The organism is Pseudarthrobacter xylosi, assembly GCF_055412765.1.
On sequence record NZ_JBVAYT010000002.1, the window covers coordinates 396,574 to 414,976 of the forward strand.

Annotated in this window: 18 protein-coding genes; 9 read left to right on the forward strand and 9 right to left on the reverse strand. The window is 63.8% G+C overall.

The genetic code is table 11. From position 1 onward, the window contains the following. The first annotated feature begins 134 nt into the window (after positions 1–134). Positions 135–1,481: an ABC transporter substrate-binding protein gene (locus tag ACZY1F_RS05920; RefSeq protein WP_463940798.1), complete on the forward strand. Its 1,347-nt coding sequence runs from the start codon at positions 135–137 to the stop codon at positions 1,479–1,481. A 167-nt stretch (positions 1,482–1,648) separates the two neighbouring features. Here the strand turns inward: ACZY1F_RS05920 and ACZY1F_RS05925 are convergent, their stop codons facing one another. From ACZY1F_RS05925 to ACZY1F_RS05940, 4 genes are read right to left on the reverse strand one after another with little or no spacing between them, the layout of a single operon-like run. Next, entirely contained in the window at positions 1,649–2,419 is a 771-nt protein-coding gene (locus ACZY1F_RS05925) for an ABC transporter ATP-binding protein (RefSeq protein WP_463940799.1), read from the reverse strand. Further along, the gene (locus ACZY1F_RS05930; protein ID WP_463940800.1) at positions 2,416–3,435 is read right to left on the reverse strand and encodes an ABC transporter ATP-binding protein; all 1,020 of its coding nucleotides are present in this window, start codon (positions 3,433–3,435) and stop codon (positions 2,416–2,418) included. Before ACZY1F_RS05930 ends, ACZY1F_RS05925 begins: the two co-directional genes overlap by 4 nt. Then, positions 3,432–4,400, reverse strand: a complete 969-nt coding sequence (locus tag ACZY1F_RS05935; RefSeq protein ID WP_463940801.1) for a branched-chain amino acid ABC transporter permease — start codon at positions 4,398–4,400, stop codon at positions 3,432–3,434. Before ACZY1F_RS05935 ends, ACZY1F_RS05930 begins: the two co-directional genes overlap by 4 nt. A gap of 9 nt (positions 4,401–4,409) precedes the next feature. Further along, positions 4,410–5,696, reverse strand: a complete 1,287-nt coding sequence (locus ACZY1F_RS05940) for a branched-chain amino acid ABC transporter permease (protein WP_463940802.1) — start codon at positions 5,694–5,696, stop codon at positions 4,410–4,412. Positions 5,697–6,187: 491 nt separating this feature from the next. Between ACZY1F_RS05940 and ACZY1F_RS05945 the strand changes: the two genes are divergently transcribed. After that, positions 6,188–7,087, forward strand: coding sequence for a Bax inhibitor-1/YccA family protein (locus ACZY1F_RS05945; protein WP_463940803.1), 900 nt, complete (start codon positions 6,188–6,190; stop codon positions 7,085–7,087). A 102-nt stretch (positions 7,088–7,189) separates the two neighbouring features. On the opposite strand, the gene galK is transcribed toward ACZY1F_RS05945, so the two are convergent. Beyond that, positions 7,190–8,332: a galactokinase gene (gene galK, locus ACZY1F_RS05950; RefSeq protein ID WP_463941132.1), complete on the reverse strand. Its 1,143-nt coding sequence runs from the start codon at positions 8,330–8,332 to the stop codon at positions 7,190–7,192. Between the two features lie 83 nt (positions 8,333–8,415). Next, positions 8,416–9,588 carry a galactose-1-phosphate uridylyltransferase gene (galT, locus tag ACZY1F_RS05955; protein WP_463940805.1) on the reverse strand — a complete coding sequence of 391 codons (1,173 nt, stop codon included), beginning with the start codon at positions 9,586–9,588 and terminating at the stop codon, positions 8,416–8,418. A 151-nt stretch (positions 9,589–9,739) separates the two neighbouring features. On the opposite strand from galT, the gene ACZY1F_RS05960 reads away from it, so the two are divergent. From ACZY1F_RS05960 to ACZY1F_RS05975, 4 genes are read left to right on the forward strand one after another with little or no spacing between them, the layout of a single operon-like run. Beyond that, complete coding sequence (locus tag ACZY1F_RS05960; RefSeq protein WP_463940807.1) at positions 9,740–10,699, forward strand: aldose 1-epimerase family protein; 960 nt, start codon at positions 9,740–9,742, stop codon at positions 10,697–10,699. Between the two features lie 40 nt (positions 10,700–10,739). Beyond that, positions 10,740–12,053, forward strand: coding sequence for an AI-2E family transporter (locus ACZY1F_RS05965; protein WP_463940809.1), 1,314 nt, complete (start codon positions 10,740–10,742; stop codon positions 12,051–12,053). A 42-nt stretch (positions 12,054–12,095) separates the two neighbouring features. Further along, a complete protein-coding gene (gene ilvA / locus ACZY1F_RS05970) occupies positions 12,096–13,334 on the forward strand; it encodes a threonine ammonia-lyase (protein WP_056343503.1) in 1,239 nt (412 codons plus the stop codon). A gap of 7 nt (positions 13,335–13,341) precedes the next feature. After that, positions 13,342–13,959 carry a rhomboid family intramembrane serine protease gene (locus tag ACZY1F_RS05975; protein WP_463940810.1) on the forward strand — a complete coding sequence of 206 codons (618 nt, stop codon included), beginning with the start codon at positions 13,342–13,344 and terminating at the stop codon, positions 13,957–13,959. 54 nt (positions 13,960–14,013) lie between these two features. Here the strand turns inward: ACZY1F_RS05975 and greA are convergent, their stop codons facing one another. Together greA and ACZY1F_RS05985 are read right to left on the reverse strand one after the other, a co-directional pair. After that, positions 14,014–14,508 carry a transcription elongation factor GreA gene (gene greA, locus ACZY1F_RS05980; RefSeq protein ID WP_463940812.1) on the reverse strand — a complete coding sequence of 165 codons (495 nt, stop codon included), beginning with the start codon at positions 14,506–14,508 and terminating at the stop codon, positions 14,014–14,016. Between the two features lie 151 nt (positions 14,509–14,659). Then, positions 14,660–15,118 (reverse strand): DUF4307 domain-containing protein, encoded by a 459-nt coding sequence (locus ACZY1F_RS05985; protein WP_463940814.1) that lies wholly within the window; start codon positions 15,116–15,118, stop codon positions 14,660–14,662. A gap of 149 nt (positions 15,119–15,267) precedes the next feature. Here ACZY1F_RS05985 and mca point away from each other — a divergent pair, with 149 nt between their 5' ends. Beyond that, the gene (gene mca, locus ACZY1F_RS05990) at positions 15,268–16,173 is read left to right on the forward strand and encodes a mycothiol conjugate amidase Mca (RefSeq protein ID WP_463940815.1); all 906 of its coding nucleotides are present in this window, start codon (positions 15,268–15,270) and stop codon (positions 16,171–16,173) included. Positions 16,174–16,289: 116 nt separating this feature from the next. After that, positions 16,290–16,649 (forward strand): hypothetical protein, encoded by a 360-nt coding sequence (locus ACZY1F_RS05995; RefSeq protein ID WP_463940817.1) that lies wholly within the window; start codon positions 16,290–16,292, stop codon positions 16,647–16,649. A 75-nt stretch (positions 16,650–16,724) separates the two neighbouring features. Here the strand turns inward: ACZY1F_RS05995 and trhA are convergent, their stop codons facing one another. Then, positions 16,725–17,447 carry a PAQR family membrane homeostasis protein TrhA gene (trhA, locus tag ACZY1F_RS06000; RefSeq protein WP_463917135.1) on the reverse strand — a complete coding sequence of 241 codons (723 nt, stop codon included), beginning with the start codon at positions 17,445–17,447 and terminating at the stop codon, positions 16,725–16,727. A gap of 154 nt (positions 17,448–17,601) precedes the next feature. Here trhA and ACZY1F_RS06005 point away from each other — a divergent pair, with 154 nt between their 5' ends. After that, a complete protein-coding gene (locus ACZY1F_RS06005; protein ID WP_463941133.1) occupies positions 17,602–18,363 on the forward strand; it encodes an isoprenyl transferase in 762 nt (253 codons plus the stop codon). Positions 18,364–18,403: the final 40 nt, after the last annotated feature.

Sequence of the window (18,403 nt, forward strand, 5' to 3'; positions counted from 1 at the left end):
GCAACGACTGTTATAAGGATGTGACCTCAGTCACTTATATCCTCCGCGGATTTGCATTAGCTTGAAGTTAAATCAGGAACACCTGATCATCCGCGTCAAAGGCCGTTCGCACCTTTCGATCCAGGAGATTGTCAATGATTTCACTTTCCCCGGCGGCACCCCGTCTTGCCAAGCTCACAGCGCTTAGCGTCGGCGTCGCCTTTCTGGTTACAGCCTGTGGTGGTACCTCCACCCCGAGCTCGACAGAAACCACCACGTCAGCAACTGGGATCTCCTGCCCCGCTCCCGGCGCGGCTCCCGGAAGCACAGCACAGGCCAGCGCCGGCGGCGCTGTTCCGGCTGCAACCACCGTCACGGAGACGCCGCTCAAGCTGGGTTCCCTGCTCCCCACCACCGGCTCCCTGGCGTTCCTCGGGCCGCCCGAGATCGCTGGTGTCAACCTTGGCGTCAAGGAAGTCAATGATGCCGGGGGCGTCCTGGGTAAGCCTGTGGAAGTGATCCACCGCGACTCCGGCGACACCAAGACAGATATCGCCACGCAGTCCACCAGCGCCCTCCTCGGCCAGGGCGTCAGCGCCATCATCGGCGCCGCATCGTCCGGTGTCTCCAAGACGGTCATCAACCAGATCACCGGTGCCGGTGTTATCCAGTTCTCGCCCGCCAACACTTCCCCGGACTTCACCACCTGGGATGATAAGGGCCTCTACTGGCGCACAGCACCCTCAGATGTCCTGCAGGGTAAGGTCCTGGGCAACTACATGGCCACCTGTGGTGCGCAGACGGTGGGCATGATCGTCCTCAACGACGCCTACGGAACCGGCCTTGCCAAGAACGTCAAGTCTTCCTTCGAAGCGGCCGGTGGCAAAGTGGTTGCGGAAGAGCTGTTCAACGAGGGCGATTCCCAGTTCAGCAGTCAGGTGGACAAGGTCATCGCGGCCAAGCCCGACGCAATTGCCCTGATCACATTTGACCAGGCCAAGAGCATCGTGCCGCTGATGACAGGCAAGGGCGTCAAGCCCACCCAGATGTTCCTTGTAGACGGCAACACCTCCGACTACAGCAAGGACTTCCAGGCCGGCACCTTGAAGGGCGCCCAGGGAACCATCCCGGGCACGTTCGCCAAGGATGCGTTCAAGAAGAAACTGCTTGCCGTCGATCCGGCCCTGAAGGACTACAGCTACGCAGGTGAGTCCTACGACGCTGTGAACCTGATTGCCCTCGCCACCGAAGCCGCCAAGAGCACCAGCGGCGTTGAGATTGCCAAGCAGCTCAAGGCAGTCTCGGAGTCCGGTGAAAAGTGCACCGACTTCGCCTCCTGCGTCACTCTGCTCCGCAACGGCAAGGACATCGACTACGACGGCCAGTCAGGTCCGGTGACCTTCTCCGACGCCGGCGACCCGACGGAAGCCTACATCGGCATCTACGAGTACCAGGACGACAATAAGTACGCACCGTCCAAGGAAGAATTCGGCAAGCTGTAAAGCCGCTTCCTGCACAAAGAACCCCCGCCCGGATTGCACCGGGCGGGGGTTCTTTTTTGGGTGCGCGAAGGGAGACACCAGGGGAACCATGCCAGCCACGCAGAAGGGCCGCCACCTGACGGTGACGGCCCTTCTGCAGCTCCTGGACGGTGGCTGGACGAGGCGGCTTAGACCTCGTCCGCCAAGGTGCCGAGGTAGAGCTGGATGACCTTGGGGTCCTTCATCAGTTCCCGCCCGGTTCCGGTGTAAGCGTCCCTGCCTTGGTCCAGCACATAGGCGCGGTCGCAGATCTGCAGGCAGCGGCGGGCATTCTGTTCCACCATGATCACGGAAACCCCTGCCCGGTTGATCTCGTGCACCCGCAGGAACGTTTCGTCTTGCTTGACAGGGGAGAGGCCTGCGGAGGGCTCATCAAGGAGCAGGACGGCGGGTTCCATCATCAGCGCCCGTCCCATGGCCACCATCTGACGTTCGCCGCCGGAGAGCGACCCTGCCCTCTGGGCCCGGCGCTTGCCGAGCTCGGGAAACAGGCTGGTCACAAAATCAAAGCGCTCGGCGAAGTCCTTGGGGCGCTGGAACATGCCCATCTGCATATTCTCTTCGATGGTCAACGCGGCGAACACATTGTTGTTCTGCGGGACGAATCCCACCCCCTTCGTCACCAGCTTGTTCGCCTTCAACCCGGTGATGTCCTGGCCGCGAACCACAACGGTGCCCGAATGGACTTTGACCAGACCGAACATGGCCTTGAGGAGCGTCGATTTGCCGGCGCCGTTAGGGCCAATGATGCCGATCAGTTCACCCTTGCGGGCTTCGATGCTGCAGCCGTTCAGGATGTTCACACCCGGAAGGTACCCGGCGACCAGGTCCGTCACCTTAACTACGGAGTCGTGGGAGTCTGCGGTGCTTGCGGCCGGAGCCGCGCTCGTGGCACTCATTCGCTGTCCTTCGTCTTATGGCGGGGTTCGTCTGATTCTGCGACGACATCGATGGCGATGATGCCCGCGTTCTCAGTACCGACAATCGATTCTTCGTCCGCCACCAGCTCGGCTGCAAGTTCCTTGATGCCCTCGGCGTCGCCAAGGTCAACGTCGTGATGGGCTCCCAGATACGCATCGATAACTGCCGGATTCTTCATAACCTCGCCAGGAGGGCCCTCGGCAACGATCCGTCCTTCCGCCATCACCACCACCCAATCGGCAATATGGCGCACCATGTTCATGTCGTGCTCCACGAAAAGCACGGTCATGCCTTCCGCCTTGAGGTTCTTGATGTGGTCCAGGAGGGACTGGGTCAGCGCCGGGTTGACGCCTGCCATGGGCTCGTCCAGCATGACCAGCTTGGGCCTGACCATCAGCGAACGTGCCATTTCCAGGAGTTTCCGCTGGCCTCCGGAAAGCGAGGCAGCGTAGTCGTCCTTCTTGGCGTCCAGCTTGAACTTCTCAAGCAGGACGTTCGCCTGGGCAGTGATCTCCTTCTCCCGTCCGCCCCAGAGGCCTTTGAACAGCGCCTTGGAGAGGCGCTCACCGGGCTGTTCCGAACCGCCGAGCCGCATGTTCTCCATGACGGTGAGCTTTCCCATGACCTTGGTCAGCTGGAAGGTCCTCACCATCCCCATCCGTGCCACTTTGTAGGGTGAAACCCCTGCAAGGCTGTTGCCTTCGAACTCCCATTTGCCGGAGTTCGGCATATCGAATCCGGTCAGCAGATTGAAAAGGGTGGTCTTACCTGCACCGTTCGGGCCGATCAGCGCTGTGATCTTGTGCCTCGGGATCTCCAGGTATTCGACGTCGACGGCGTTGATGCCGCCGAAGCTGCGGGTGACGTTTTCCGCCACCACGATCGGATCGCGCTTCTTGCAGCCGGGAGCGGTGTCCCCGGCGGCGATCGGACGCGTGTCCGTCATGAAGTCAATTTCCTCCGACGGACGGGGTTCTTCGCTTTGCGTGCTCATGCGAACGCCAGCTCCTTCTTGTTGCCGAAGACGCCCTGGGGCCTGAAGATCATCAGCAGCATCAGTGCGACACCCACAAGGATGTAACGCAGCTGGCCGGCCTGGACTGTGTTCAGCCAGGTGACTGCGCCGGATTCGATCAGGCCGTACAGGATGCCCTGTGTGAGGGACAGCACCACCCAGAAGATCATCGCGCCGATGACGGGTCCCAACACCGTGCCGAGGCCGCCGAGCAGCAGACAGGTGTAGAGGAAGAACGTCAATTCGGTGCCGTAGTTGGCCGGCTGGACCGCGCCACGGGGGAGCGTAAAGATCATGCCCGCCAGGGCGCCGAGCACGCCACCGATGACGAGGGCCTGCATCTTGTAGGCGTATACGTTCTTGCCCAAGGACCGGACCGCGTTTTCGTCCTCGCGGATGCCCTTGAGTACGCGGCCCCAGGGGCTCCTCATCAGCAGCCACACCAGGGTGCAGCAGATGATGACCAGGCCCCAGCCAACAACTCGGATGAAGAAGTCCCGGTTGTTCATGCCAACGTACGAGCCCGCCGGGAACGGGTTCATGGCATAGAAGCTGCCTTCGAAGGCGGCCAGTCCGTTTGCTGACCCCGTGACCGCGGTCAGCTGATTGGTGGTGACGATGTAGCGGACGATTTCCGCGGCCGCGATAGTGACGATGGCCAGGTAGTCAGCTCGCAGCCGCAGGGTAGGGATGCCGAGCAGCAAGGCGAAGATGGCGGAACAGATCACGGCGATGAGCAGTCCCACAAAGAAGGGCACACCGAATGTGAGCGTCGAGATGGCGAAACCGTAGGCGCCTACCGCCATAAACCCGGCCTGGCCAAAGTTCAGCAGGCCTGAGTAGCCGAAGTGGACGGCCAGTCCGAGGGCAGCAAGTGCGTAGGCCGCGGTGGTCGGGCTGAAGAGCTCGCCGGCAGCGCTGGAGAGAATGAATCCGAAGTCCATGGCTGTCTCCTAACCCACGCGCTCGCGACGACCCAGGATGCCCTGGGGCCGGAACAAGAGGACAACAATCATGATGAACAGTGCTCCCACATACTTGAGGTCGGCAGCGAGGCCGAAAACGGTGGTCAGCTCTACGAAGATGCCGACGATGATGGATCCGATGAGGGCGCCAAAGACGGTGCCGAGGCCGCCCAGGGTCACACCGGCGAAGATGAGCAGCAGGATCTGCGAACCCATGTCGAAGGTCACGCCTGGCCGGTAGTAGGCCCAAAGGATTCCGCCGAGGGAGGCCAGCATGCCGCCGGTAACCCAGACAATCCGGATGACGGAATCGACGTCGATGCCCGAGGCAGCCGCCAAGGCGGGGTTGTCGGCCACCGCGCGGGTGGCTTTGCCCAGCCGGGTTTTCAAGAGGACGATTCCGATCAGGGCGATCACGACAGCGCTGATGACGAGGGACCAGAGATTATTGGGAGAGATTGACACCGGACCCAGTTGAATCTCGGTGCTCTGGGCAAACGGAAGCTGCTGCGTGGCGCCGCCAAAGTAGAACTGGATGACGTACCGGACGGCGAGGGCGAGCCCGATGCTGACGATCATCATGGGCACCAGGCCCGTTCCGCGGCGGCGAAGCGGCTTCCAGAGTCCGGCGTCCTGGACGTAGCCGAAGAGGCCGCCGCCGAGGAGCGAAAGGATCAGCGCCAGCCAGAAAGGAAGGCCGATAGCGTTGAAGGCGAAGACCAGCACAGCGCCGAGGGTGACCATTTCCCCGTGGGCGAAGTTAGTCAGCCCCGTGGTTCCGAAGATCAGGGAAAGCCCCACGGACGCCAGCGCCAGCAAGAGCCCAAAGCTCAACCCCGCTACGAGCCGGTTGAGGAGGTTCTGGCCGAAGTCCTGCTGCTGGACCACGATCCCCTTACCGAAGGCGAAAATCACGGAGAGGTTAGAGGTCTGGCTGAACGTTACGCTGCGGGGGTTTTCCTGGCCGTCCGCGAGCTTGATGCCCTCTGGCAGGGTCGATTCGTCCAGCTCGATCTCATAAGTGCCTTGGACCGGGACCCCAATGCTCCAGGACCCGTTGGCCGCGGACTTGGCGGTCCCTTCGAAGTCCCCGCTCCTGGCCGTTATGGTGACGTCGGCGATGGGGGCGCGAGCGTCATCCCTTAGGAAGCCGCTGATGTTGTTCTGGAAGGTCGTAATCGACGGGGATGGTGTCGGAGACGGCGAAGTGGCCTGTGATGCCGGGGCGACGACGAGCAGTATTGCCACGACAGAGGCAAAGACGGCCCCTATCATTCTCAGCAATCCGCCCGGCCGTCTGTGCGGCAAGCCTTTGGGTGTACTTCTCAAGTTCAAATCCTCCACTTGGGTGGGGTGGCCAGGGGTGCGCCATTGCAACCGCTGCAAACGTCACGGGACGGATGGTGGTGTTTCTACGGGTTGGGGGCCTGATTGTGATATCCGTCACCGCGTGTGGTTTATGTTACAGCTCGTCAGGGGCAAATTTTAGACTGAGAGGAGGCCGTCCGGTAGCAATCGCATAACAACTGCATTACAGCTCTGGCGCCTTGGCGAAGTGTTCGCGAATCAACTTCTGTTGATCAACGGTATTCCGCAGGCGACGTCGTGGCTTGCGCGCGGCCCGCGAGGCGGGCGACTGTCCCTGCGGATGCATCACGGTTGCGTTTCGGCGCCGTGGACGGGGAACTTATTGGGGCGTGAGCGCGTAGATATTGGTAGCGTGGTTCGTAAATCACGACTCAACCCTTACTTGGAGGACACCAGCAATGGCACTTGGCGGAAACCCGATCTTCAACGGAAAGAATTTCCGTGGAGCAACGCAGGCACCGCGTGTCCCGCAGGCACCCTACGGACAGGCCCAGTACGGCCAGCAGCCTTACGGCCAGCGGGCTCCCGGCCAGGTCATGGATCCCCAGAACGGTTGGGGCCAGCAGCAGAACATGACCGATGAGCAGCTACGCCAGATGTACAACCAGCCGGCTGCAGGCCCCGCGGACACCGGCCGGATGACGTACGACGACGTCATCGTCAAGACAGCTGCCTGCCTCGGCGTCCTGTTGGCAGGTGCCGCAGTGACGATGTTCGTCAGCATGGGGCTCGCCAGCATCCTGATGATCGTCGGCGCACTGGGCGGCTTCGTCCTGGCGATGGTCAATACGTTCAAAAAGCAGCCCTCACCCGCCCTGATCCTGGCCTACGCCGGGCTCGAAGGCCTGTTCCTCGGCGGACTCACCCGCGTGCTCGACCTGATGTACCCGGGCGTCGGGCTGCAGGCTGTCATCGGTACGCTGTCTGTGTTCACGGTGACTCTGCTCCTGTTCAAGAGCGGCAAGGTGCGTGCCTCGCCCAAGGCTATGAAGTTCTTTATGATCGCCATGGTGGGTTACGGCCTGTTCTCCGTGGTCAACCTCGTGATGATGATGACGGGCCTGCAGACCGGGATGTTCGGAATGCGCAGCGGCATTATTGGTGTTGTCATCGGCATCCTGGCTATCGGTCTGGCCGCGTTCTCCCTGGTGATGGACTTCACGAGCATCGAAGCAGGTGTGCAGAGCGGTGCACCCCAGCGCTTCTCGTGGACCGCAGCCTTCGGCCTGACCGTCACCCTGGTCTGGCTCTACGTGGAGATCATCCGCGTCCTGGCCATCCTCCGCGGCGAGGACTGACAGCAGAACCCGGCCTCCGCCGTCGTAATTCCGACCAAATAGAAGAGGGCCCCGCCGATGCATTTCGCATCGGGTAGGGCCCTCTTTTTGCGGGTATCCGCGCTACGAAATGCGCATGGCTCCAGCCGCCGGGGTCACGGTGAAAATGTCAGGTGCCGTATAGCCCGCGTCCGAGAATGCACGCACGACGGCGGCGCGCACCTGCTGCTCCGATGTCACCGGGGTGAGCGCAATCGCTGCACCGCCGAAGCCGCCGCCAGTCATCCGGGCGCCGATTGCGCCGTTGGCGCGGGAGGTGGATACCGCCAGATCCAGCTCCGGGCAGGAGATCTCAAAGTCGTCCCGCATGGAAACGTGGCTGGCGTCCAGCAGGGCACCGATGGAACCCGGGCCCGCACTGGCCAACAGCTCCACGGTCTGCAGCACGCGGTCGTTTTCGGTCACGATATGGCGCACCCGCCGGTAAGTGACCTCGTCCAGGAGGCCGGCGGCCTCTTCCAGGTCCTCCAACCGGACGTCACGCAGTGCCTTGACGCCCAGAACCTCAGCGCCCAGTTCGCAGGACGCACGGCGGGAGGCGTAGCCGCCGTCGGAGTGTGAGTGGGAGACCTTGGTGTCGATGACCAGCATCACCAGTCCCGCGGGTTCTGCTTCGAAGGGAACCAGCTGAACGCTTTGGTCGCGGCAGTCCAGGAACACGGCGTGCCCCTTTGATCCCCGCAGCGACGCTGACTGGTCCATGATGCCAGTGGGTGCGCCGACAAAATCGTTCTCAGCGCGCTGCGTGGTCAGGACCATCTCCTCCGCCTCCAACCCGGCGCCCGTCAGGTCGTTGAGCGCCGAGATGACTGCGCACTCGATTGCGTGCGACGACGACAGGCCGGCACCCAGGGGAACGTTGGAATCAAGCAGCAGATCCACCCCGGGAACGGTGATGCCCTGCTGCTGCAGTGCCCACATGACACCGAGCGGATACTTCGTCCAGCCCTTGGCGGAAGCCGCGGCCAAAGAGCCGAGGTCGGCGGTGACCATGCCGTGGTCGCCGTAAGTGGATAGGAGCCTGACCGTGGAGTCCGGACGGACTCCGACAGCCACCCGTGCGGTCTTGTCGATCGCGAACGGGAGCACAAAACCCTCGTTATAGTCGGTGTGCTCGCCGATGAGGTTAACACGTCCCGGCGCCTGCCAGACGCCGTCGGGCAGCCTGCCGAACGCCTGCTCGAAACGGGCGGCCAGATCCGCCATGCCGGGCTGTGCCGTGCGCGGGTTCGCGGTGCCGGGTTTCGGCGGGCTGGCCAGCGGAGCAGTCAATGGGTCAGGGGAGGCGCTCACGCGTGTGCTCCTTCAGGCAGTGCCCCCAGAGGGGCGGGGGACGTTGGGGCAGGGGAATGGCTGGACGCCGGCACCACTACGGCACGGAGCCGCTCCGCGACGCTTTCCGGGGTGGTGTCGTTGATGAAGGCACCCATGGCGGCCTCGGAGCCGGCCAGGAACTTGAGCTTGTCCGCTGCCCGGCGGGGCGATGTCAGCTGGAGATGCAGGTAGCTGGCGGGGCGCAGGACGTCGTCAATAGGGGCCTGGTGCCAGGCTGAAATGTACGGTGTTGGCGTCGGATACAGCGCATCGAGCCGTTTGAGCAGGTCAAGGTAGACATGCGCCAGTTCGTCCCTTTCCTCCCCGCTCAAGGCGGCCAGGTCGGGTACCTGCCGGTGCGGCACCAGGTGGATCTCGAGCGGCCAGCGGGCAGCAAATGGCACGTAGGCGCTGAAGTTTTCGCCCTCCATCACCATTCTGCTCCCGTCCTCCCGTTCTGCCTGCAGCAGCGATCCAGTGAGCGTCTGGCGCCCGTCGGACCCATCATAGAACTTGCGTGCGGCCGCTCCGATGACCCCAGCGCGGGGTGTGACGTAAGGGTACGCATAGATCTGGCCGTGCGGGTGGTGAAGCGTGACGCCGATGTCAGCCCCGCGGTTTTCGAACGGGAACACCTGCTTGATCCCCGGCAGTTTGCTGAGGGCTTCGGTGCGGTGCGCCCACGCCTCTACAACAGTCCGGGCGCGCGACTCACTCAGGCCGCTGAAGGATCCCGTGTGCTCGGGCGTGAATGCCACTACTTCGCAGCGTCCGTAGGCGGGGCCCGCGGTGCCCCAGGCCGGCGCGGACGGCACGGATCCCACCGCCGGACCCAGCGACGGGAAGCGGTTTTCAAACACCACAACGTCGTAGTCGGGCGCAGGGATCTCGGAGGGGTTGTTCGGCGTGGTGGGGCAGATGGGGCACTGGTCGGCGGGTGGGAGGTGCGTGCGGGACTGCCGGTGGGCCGCGACGGCCACCCACTCGTCGGTGAGGGCATCGAACCGGACTTCGCCGGGCTCACCGCGCTCCGGCAGGGATCGGTGATCGGTGGTGGTGGACGCTGTGCGGGGTTGGGCGGTTGCGCCGTCGTCGAAATAGATCAGCTCCCGGCCATCGGCGAGCGTGGTGGTGGTGATACCTGTCATGGCGGGGTCCTTTGCGTGCTGGTGCCGGCAGATGGCGGGCGTCCGTTGCCTCGATTATCCCATATTCCGCTCAAAAAAGAATAGTTTCACACAAAAGATAACATTTACGGGAAAAGCCAGGCTGGCCGTGCCCCCTGTTACCGTGGTGCTCATGACTTCGAGTGCAACCCCGGACGCGGGCATTCCCGCCGGATTCCAGACCTACGCCACCGGCCGGCAGTACGAACTCCGCAGGGGTGACGCCTTGGCCGTTGTGACTGAGCTGGCGGCGGGCCTGCGGCTGTACAGCCGTGCCGGTGTCCTGCTCACCGAGACCTATGGGGACGCCGAGATTTCCCCCGGCGCCGCCGGGATCACTCTCGCGCCCTGGGCAAACAGGGTGGAGGACGGGGTCTGGTACCTCGATGGAAAGAAGCAGCAGCTGGACATCACGGAGGTTTCACGGAACAACGCCAGCCACGGACTGCTCCGCAACTCCGCCTACAGCCTGGTTGATGAATCGCGATACTCAGTGACCCTCGAGGCGACGGTCTACCCGCAGCATGGCTACCCCTTCCTGGTGCGGCACCGGGTCCAGTACCTTCTCGCTGAGAACCTTGGCCTGGAAGTCCGCCAGACACTGGTCAACGACTCCAGTGCCCCGGCGCCGTTCGTCCTGGGCGCCCACCCTTACCTGCGGCTGGGCGACGTGGACGTTGACCAGCTGACCCTGACCGTCGTCGCCGGCACCCGCCTGGTGGCGGACGAACGCCTGATCCCGCGCAGCGCGGAGCCCGTCAGCGGGGACAGTGACTTCCGCAGCGGCCAACGGCTGGGGGACCTCGAGGTCGACGTCGCCCTGACTGACCTGACGTTCGACGGCGGGGCGGCCCGCCATGTGCTCAGCGCACCTGACGGCCGCAGCGTCACCTTGTGGCAGGACGAATCCTGCGGCTACGTCCACATCTTTGTGACAACTGAACTGCCCGGTAGGCCCAAGGCGGTGGCCATCGAACCCATGACCGGTCCGGCCAACGCCTTCAACTCCGGTGACGGGCTGCGCTGGCTCCCGGCCGGGGAAGCGTTCACGATGGCCTGGGGGATCGAAGCTTTGCTGGGCGAGGCCGGGTAGCCGTTTCGCATAAGGGGTGGTGCTGAGGAAGTATTAGGCTATGACGCCAGCCGAGGACGCCACCCCATCCGATTCAACACCCACAGGCACTGGACCGGATACGGTCCGGCCAGTGGAAACTGTCGGCCCGGCTGGCGTGCGTGCAGACCGGGAGATTGAGCAGGACATTCCGTACGGTATCCGGATCGCTGCGTCGTGGGCCTGGCGGCTCGGCCTCATTCTTTTGATGTCCGGCGCCCTGATCTGGTTGCTCAGCCGGATCACCTTGCTGATTATCCCCGTCATGGTGGCCGCACTGCTGGCTGGGTTGCTGAGCCCCGTGGTGCGCTGGCTGCGGAGCCGGCGCCTGCCAAACGGCGCCGCGGTGGCCATCACGGTGGTGGGGTTCATTGGGGTGATTGTTGGCGCCTTGGCCTTGGTGGGACGCCAGTTGGCTTCAGGCTTTGGCGAATTGTGGTCCCAGGCGCTGACGGGCGTGAAGCAGATCCAGGACTGGCTGGCCGACGGACCCCTGCACCTCACGGCCGACCAGATCGACCAGTACCTTAAGGAAGCATCCACCGCACTCCAGGACAACAGCAGTAGCATCCTCAGCGGTGCATTGTCCTTCGGCAGCACCGCGGGACACTTCGCCGCGGGATTGGTGCTGGCCCTGTTCATCCTGATCTTTTTCCTGCTCGAAGGCGACAGGATCTGGGCCTTCCTGGTCCGCCTCCTCCCGAAAAAAGCGCGTGCGGCAACCTTCGGTGCCGGACGCAAGGGTTGGGCTTCCATGGTCAGCTACGCACGGATCCAGATGTTTGTTGCGTTTGTTGACGCCGTAGGGATCGGCGCCGGCGCAGCCATCATCGGTGTGCCGCTGGCCCTGCCGCTGAGTGTGCTCGTGTTCATCGGTTCCTTTATCCCGGTGGTGGGTGCCTTGGTGACCGGTGCCATCGCCGTGCTTCTGGCCCTGGTGGCCAACGGGCCGGTCAACGCCCTGATCATGCTGGGTATCGTCCTGCTGGTCCAGCAGCTGGAGAGCCACATCCTGCAACCCCTCGTGATGGGCAAGGCGGTGTCCCTGCATCCGGTGGCGGTGATCCTCTCGGTGGCGGCGGGTTCGTACCTTGCGGGTATCCCCGGCGCGCTGTTCTCAGTTCCCATCCTCGCCGTAGCAAACTCCGCGATTCGCTACATCGCGGCCAGAACGTGGGAACATGAACAGGTGCTGGCAACCCCCGGAGGGCCAGTGACGCCAGGCCCGGACCATGATGATTCCATCAGGGATGTCCGGTTGCCGGGCGGCAGGCCCAAGCGCGGCAAGGACGCCGCAGCCAGCACAGAATCAGCCAATCTGGACGCCCAGGCCTGAGCCAAGGCGCCGGAGCCGTATCCACCCAAGGAGAATAAGTCCGTGAACACCCTTGAAACCCTTCCCGTCACGCTGGACGATGTCCTGGAGGCGCAGAAGCTGCTCGAGGGGATTATCATGCGGACCCCGGTGGAATCGTCACGGGCGCTGGGCGGGATGGTAGGCGGCGACGTCTTCTTCAAGTGCGAAAACCTGCAGCGGGCCGGCTCCTTCAAGGTCCGCGGTGCCTACGTCCGGATGGCCAAGCTCTCGGCTGAGGAGAAAAAACGCGGTGTTGTGGCCGCGTCGGCCGGCAACCATGCCCAGGGCGTGGCCGTGGCTGCCAAGAGCCTGGGCATCAAAGCCCGCATCTACATGCCGCTGGGTGTAGCCCTTCCGAAACTGGCGGCCACCCGCAGCCACGGCGCAGAAGTCATCCTCCACGGGCACAACGTGGATGAGGCCCTCGCCGAGGCGCAGCGCTACGCCGACGAATCCGGCATGGTGTTTGTGCACCCCTTTGACAACGTGGATGTGGTGTCCGGCCAGGGAACCATCGGCCTGGAGATCCTCGAGCAGATCCCCAACGTAGACACCATCCTGATGGGTGTGGGCGGCGGCGGCCTGTTGGCCGGAGTCGCTGTAGCCGTCAAGGCCCGGGCCAGGGAACTTGGGCGGGAAATCCGCATCATCGGTGTCCAGGCCGAAAACGCTGCGGCATATCCGCCGTCACTCGCCGCCGACGCACTGGTTCCGCTGAAGAAAGTGTCCACCATGGCTGACGGCATCGCCGTGGGCCGGCCTGGACAACTGCCCTTCAGCATCATCCGCGAGCTCGTGGATGATGTTGTCACGGTCAGCGAGGATTCCCTCGCGCGGGCCCTGATCTTCCTGCTGGAACGGGCCAAGATGGTGGTGGAACCCGCCGGGGCGGTTGGCGTTGCCGCCTTGATGGACGGCAAAATCGAGAACCCCGGAACCACGGCCGTAATCCTGTCCGGCGGCAACATCGATCCGATGCTGATGCTTAAAGTCATTCAGCGGGGCCTGTCCGCCGCCGGGCGCTACATGACAGTTCGGATGATGCTGGACGACCGGCCGGGCTCGCTGGCCACCATCGCCCGCATCATCGCCGAAAACGATGCGAACGTCACGGGCCTGGACCACACCCGTGTTGGCGGCTCTATCAGCATGGGCGACGTTTCCATCACCGTGAACCTGGAAACCAAGGGCCACGAACATTGTGAGCAGGTCCTCGGCGCCCTGCGTGCCGAGGGCTTCCAGCCCATTGTGGTGCATTAGGAGCAGCATGCTTGACGCGATGGGGGACGGAAAGCCGCGGGACCGGGAAACCACAGCCTCGCGGGCGAAGGGCGGTCTCTTGGTGGCCGGCGGCTTTGTGGCCCTGCTCTTTGTGATCGAACTGTTCAACATGCTGACCCTGCACGCCTTGAACCGGACCTTCGGGCTCCGGCCGCGGACAGCTGACGGGTTGCTGGACATCCTGACGTTCCCGCTGCTCCACGCCAACCTGAACCATCTGCTGTCCAATGCCCTGCCCCTGGTTGTCTTCGGCTTCCTGGTGTTCCTGTCCGGCGTGCGGGTGTTCCTGACTGCCCTGGGATCCAGCTGGCTGGGCTCCGGGCTGACCGTGTGGCTGATTGGCGACGGCGGCATCACCGTTGGCGCCTCCGGCCTGGTTTTCGGGTTGTTCGCCTTCCTCCTGGTGCGGGGTTTCTTCAACCACAGCTGGCGGCAGATCCTGCTCGCCGTGGTGCTGTTTATGGTCTACGGCGGCATCCTGCTGGGTGTGTTGCCGATCATGGGAAGCTACATCTCCTGGCAGGCGCATCTTGGCGGGGCGGCAGGAGGAGTTGTCGCTGCCCTGTTGCTGCGCCCCAAGCACGCAAAAACGCCGGCCCCCTGACGGGAGCCGGCGTTTGGCCAGGCCTGCCGGGCCTAGCGCGCTAAGTGTGACGCGTTAGCCTGCGTAAGGCTTGGCGGAGATGATTTCCACCGTGATGTCCTTGCCGTTCGGCGCAGTGTAGCTGAGCTTCGCGCCCTCTTTGTGGCCGACGATCGCGGCGCCGAGGGGTGACTTCTCGCTGAACACGTCCAGGTCAGAATCACCGGCGATTTCGCGGGACCCCAACAGGAAGGTCTCTTCGTCGCCTGCGATCCGGGCCACAACGAGCATGCCGGGCTCGACGATGCCGTCGTCAGCGGGCGATTCGCCTACGTGGGCATCGCGCAGAAGGGCGGTCAGCTGGCGGATCCGGGCCTCGATCTTGCCCTGCTCTTCCTTGGCAGCGTGGTAGCCGCCGTTTTCCTTCAGGTCGCCCTCTTGCCGGGCAGCTTCAATCTTCTGGACAATCTCCGCACGGCCAGGGCCGGAAAGGTGGTCCAGCTCTGCCTTCAGGCGGTCAAAAGCTTCCTGGGTGAGCCAGGCTGCAGGCGCGCTGTTGGTGGTAGACACGGACTTCTCCTAATGGTCATACATGCAAAAGACCCCGCAACGGTGGCCACTTGTGGAACTCAGCAACCAGCTCAGCGGGGTAAAGGTATTGACCCATTGTAGTCAATACTCTGGACATACCCAACCGGGATGGGGCACAGATCACATGGTGCTACGTCCCGGCGCCCGGAATCCAGCAGTCGTCCACGACGCCGGAAACGGACAAGGACTCCGTCCGCAGGGTCACGCGCTGCGAAACTGTCCTGCCGCCGTCGGCCGTTCCGTTAGCTTCTCCGGGCGGGATGTCCACCACTTTCCAACCCACCACGGCGAACTTGGAGTCGAGGGCCTTCGCGGCGCACTTGACGGCCGTTCCCGGGTCCCTGGTGACCTGGAAATCAACCTCTGCCGCAGTGGCATCAACGGTGCTGAAACCGACGTCCTTGAAAGTCACGTCGGAAACGGCTGAGGACGTGGAGACCCAGGCCATAAACCCCACTCCGGCCGCCAGGGCCGCTATGGCGATGCCACGTTTGACCGCACGGGTGAGGGGCTGCTTTTTACTGCCATAACGATTGGCTAGGCTAGTGTCTGCAGGCGGGGACACGGCGGGCTGATCCTGGGTAGTCACCAGTCCAGTTTAGTTCGGTTCCAGGCCGTGGCCGTCCGGTCCGGGTCAGCACCCCTCCCTCGCACAGCTATCCCGTCCGTCCAGTCATGCAGTCCCTTCAAGTCCAGTGGCCGTCACAACAGCCGCAGAAGAATAAGGAGCCGTCCCCGATGACAGCGTCCACCCATACCCCGGCAACGCTGCGGCTGCTAGCCGTTCATGCGCACCCGGACGACGAGTCCAGCAAGGGCGCGGCGACCATGGCCATGTACGCTGCAGCCGGAGTGGAAGTCATGGTGGCCACCTGCACCGACGGATCCCGCGGCGACATCCAGAACCCTGCCGTGGAAGGCGAGCCGCGTCCCAAACGGGACATGGCCGGGGCGCGCCGACTGGAAATGGACCAGGCGGCCAAGGTGCTTGGCATCCAGCAGCGCTGGCTGGGATTCACGGACTCCGGGCTGCCCGAAGGTGATCCGCTGCCGCCGCTGCCGGCCGGGTCCTTCGCCGTCCAGCCGCTGGAGCGCGCCGCGGCGCCGCTGGTGCGGCTGGTCCGGGATTTCAAGCCGCAGGTGATCGTCAGCTACGACGAAAACGGTGGCTACCCGCACCCGGACCACATCATGGCGCACCGGGTGGCAGTGGAGGCATTTGCGGCTGCGGGTGATCCGGACAGGTATCCGGACGCCGGAGCCGCTTGGGAACCCAGCAAGCTCTACTACGACAGGGCCTTCAGTCCGGACCGGTTCCGCGCATTGCATTTTGCCCTGGAGGAAGCAGGCCTGCAGTCCCCGTACGCCCAGCGGCTTGCCGCCTGGCTGGAAACGGACGCGGAGGGCCACACCCCGCCGCGGGGTGCCCATGCCACCACCACGCAGATCGACTGCGGGGACTTTTTTGAGGCCCGCGACGACGCCCTCCGCGCGCACCGCACGCAGGTGGATCCGCTGGGGTTTTTCTTTGCCGTGTCCGCCGAGATGCAGCGCCGCGTGTGGCCGTGGGAAGACTACTCCCTGATCGAGTCCAGGGTCCCCGCAGAATTGCCTGAAAAGGACCTTTTCGCCGGGCTAAGATAGAGGTGGCAGCATATTCTATGCCGTGTAGAAAAGCAGTGGGCTGGTCCCGGTCCCCGCGGACCCGCCTCCGGAATCCCCGGCCGGCTGCCCATCAGTTTCCACAGAAGGTTTGAACAGTGCATCACTTGCTCCTCGCCCTGACCACCACGCCCTCACCGCTGCCGACGCCCGGCCTGCGTGAGGGCATCTCCGAGGACCAGATCACCCCTGGGCTGTGGGGCTTCATCATGACGGCTTTCTTTGTGCTGGCAACCACGCTGCTGATTGTGGACATGGTCCGCCGCATCCGCCGTGTCCGCTACCGCGCGCAGGCGGAAGAACAGCGCCAGGCAGCGGCCGAGGCCGCGGACATTGAAGCGGCCGACGACCACGACGGCCTCGTTGCTGCCGGGGAGCCGGATGCTGGGGTCGGCGAGGCTGGCCTCGAAGGAAACGGGCAGGGCCAGTCCGCAGATCGGTCCCGGCCCCGCGACTAAAGCGGGCCGAACTCCCGCGCACCCGCCGGGCCCCGCCAATTCACCGGTCGGGCCAGTTCCACGGATCCCGCCCGGTCAACTCAGGACGGCGATGGCGATCGCCGTAAAGTGTGCCGCGAACGCCAGGACTGTCAGTGCGTGGAAGAGTTCGTGGAAGCCGAAGTGCTCGTAGCTGAAGTTGGGCTTCTTGAGTGCGTAGAACACTGCGCCGGTGATGTACAGGATTCCGCCCACACAGATCAGAACGGCCGCTGGGACGCTGGCCGCGAAGAATTCGGGCAGGTAGAACAGTGACCCGCAGCCAAGGGCAATGTAGATCGGCACGTACAGCCAGCGCGGGGCGTCCGTCCACAGCAGCCTGAACAGCACGCCGAGGATGGCCCCGGACCAGATTACCCAGAGCAGCAGGACCGCCTTGGGTTGCTCCAGGAGCGACCAGGCCAAGGGTGTGTAGCTGCCGGCGATGACCAGCATGATGTTGGTGTGGTCCAGACGCTTGAGCACAATCTTTACGCCGGGTGACCAGTTGCCGCGGTGGTAGATGGCACTGATGCCAAATAGCAGGACGCCAGTGGCGGCGTAGATGGCCGAGGTGATCTTCCGGTCCGTAGTGGGGGCGAGGACCACCAAGACGATCCCTGCGGCCAGGGCCAGCGGCGCCGTGACGGTATGGATCCACCCGCGCCACTTGGGTTTGATCATCAGGAGCTCGGCCAGCCGGACGGCTGCGTCGTCCAGGGGGCTGTGGCCGTGGTCCGCGGAGGGCGCGCGGGGGCCGTCAGGAGTCTGGCTGTTCATGGGTTCAGAATATCCTCTGTTTGCCTAAGTTACTCATGGGTAACGATCATTGCAGGCCAGCCGGGCACATCCCGGCACACCCGCCCCGGTCCCGGACGGTAGCCTAGGATGTGCAATGCCGTCGAACAGCAACGGAAGTCAGGTGAGTCTCCCCGTGGAATTGCCCGGGTTCCTTTATGGCTTCTACGAGAGGCGGCTGCTCAGCGAGCTTGCCGGCGGCCGCATTCCCAAGCACATCGGCGTGATGGTGGACGGCAACCGCCGCTGGGCCAAGCAGTTCAATGCACCCACCAGCCAGGGACACCAGGCCGGCGCGGACAAGATCCATGAATTCCTCGGCTGGTGTCAGGAACTTGGGGTCAAGGTGGTCACGCTGTACATGCTGTCCACGGACAACATGAGCCGGTCCAGCGAGGAGCTGGATCTTCTGATGGGGATCATTGCCAACACCCTGGACCGCCTGGACGAGGACGCGAACATCTCGGTCCACGCCATGGGTGCCCCCGAGCTCCTGCCCGACTACCTGGCGGAACGGCTCAATAAGCTCACAGCACGCACACCGGTACGCGAAAAGATCCATGTCAACGTTGCGGTGGGCTACGGCGGACGCCGCGAGATCGTCGACGCCGTGCGGGAGCTGCTTCACGACGCCGTCGCAAAGGGCTCGGACATTTCGGCACTCGCTGACACTCTGTCCGTCGACGATATTTCCCGTTTCCTGTACACGCGTGGCCAGCCGGATCCGGACCTGGTCATCAGGACGTCCGGGGAGCAGCGGCTGTCAGGGTTCCTGATGTGGCAAAGTGCCTACAGCGAGTTCTACTTCTGCGAGGCGTTGTGGCCCGCTTTCCGCAAAGTGGACTTCCTTCGCGCCCTGCGGGACTATGCCGGCCGGCAGCGGCGCTTCGGCACCTGACCCGTCAGCTCCGTTCACGCGGAATTCACACGGCCGCAAC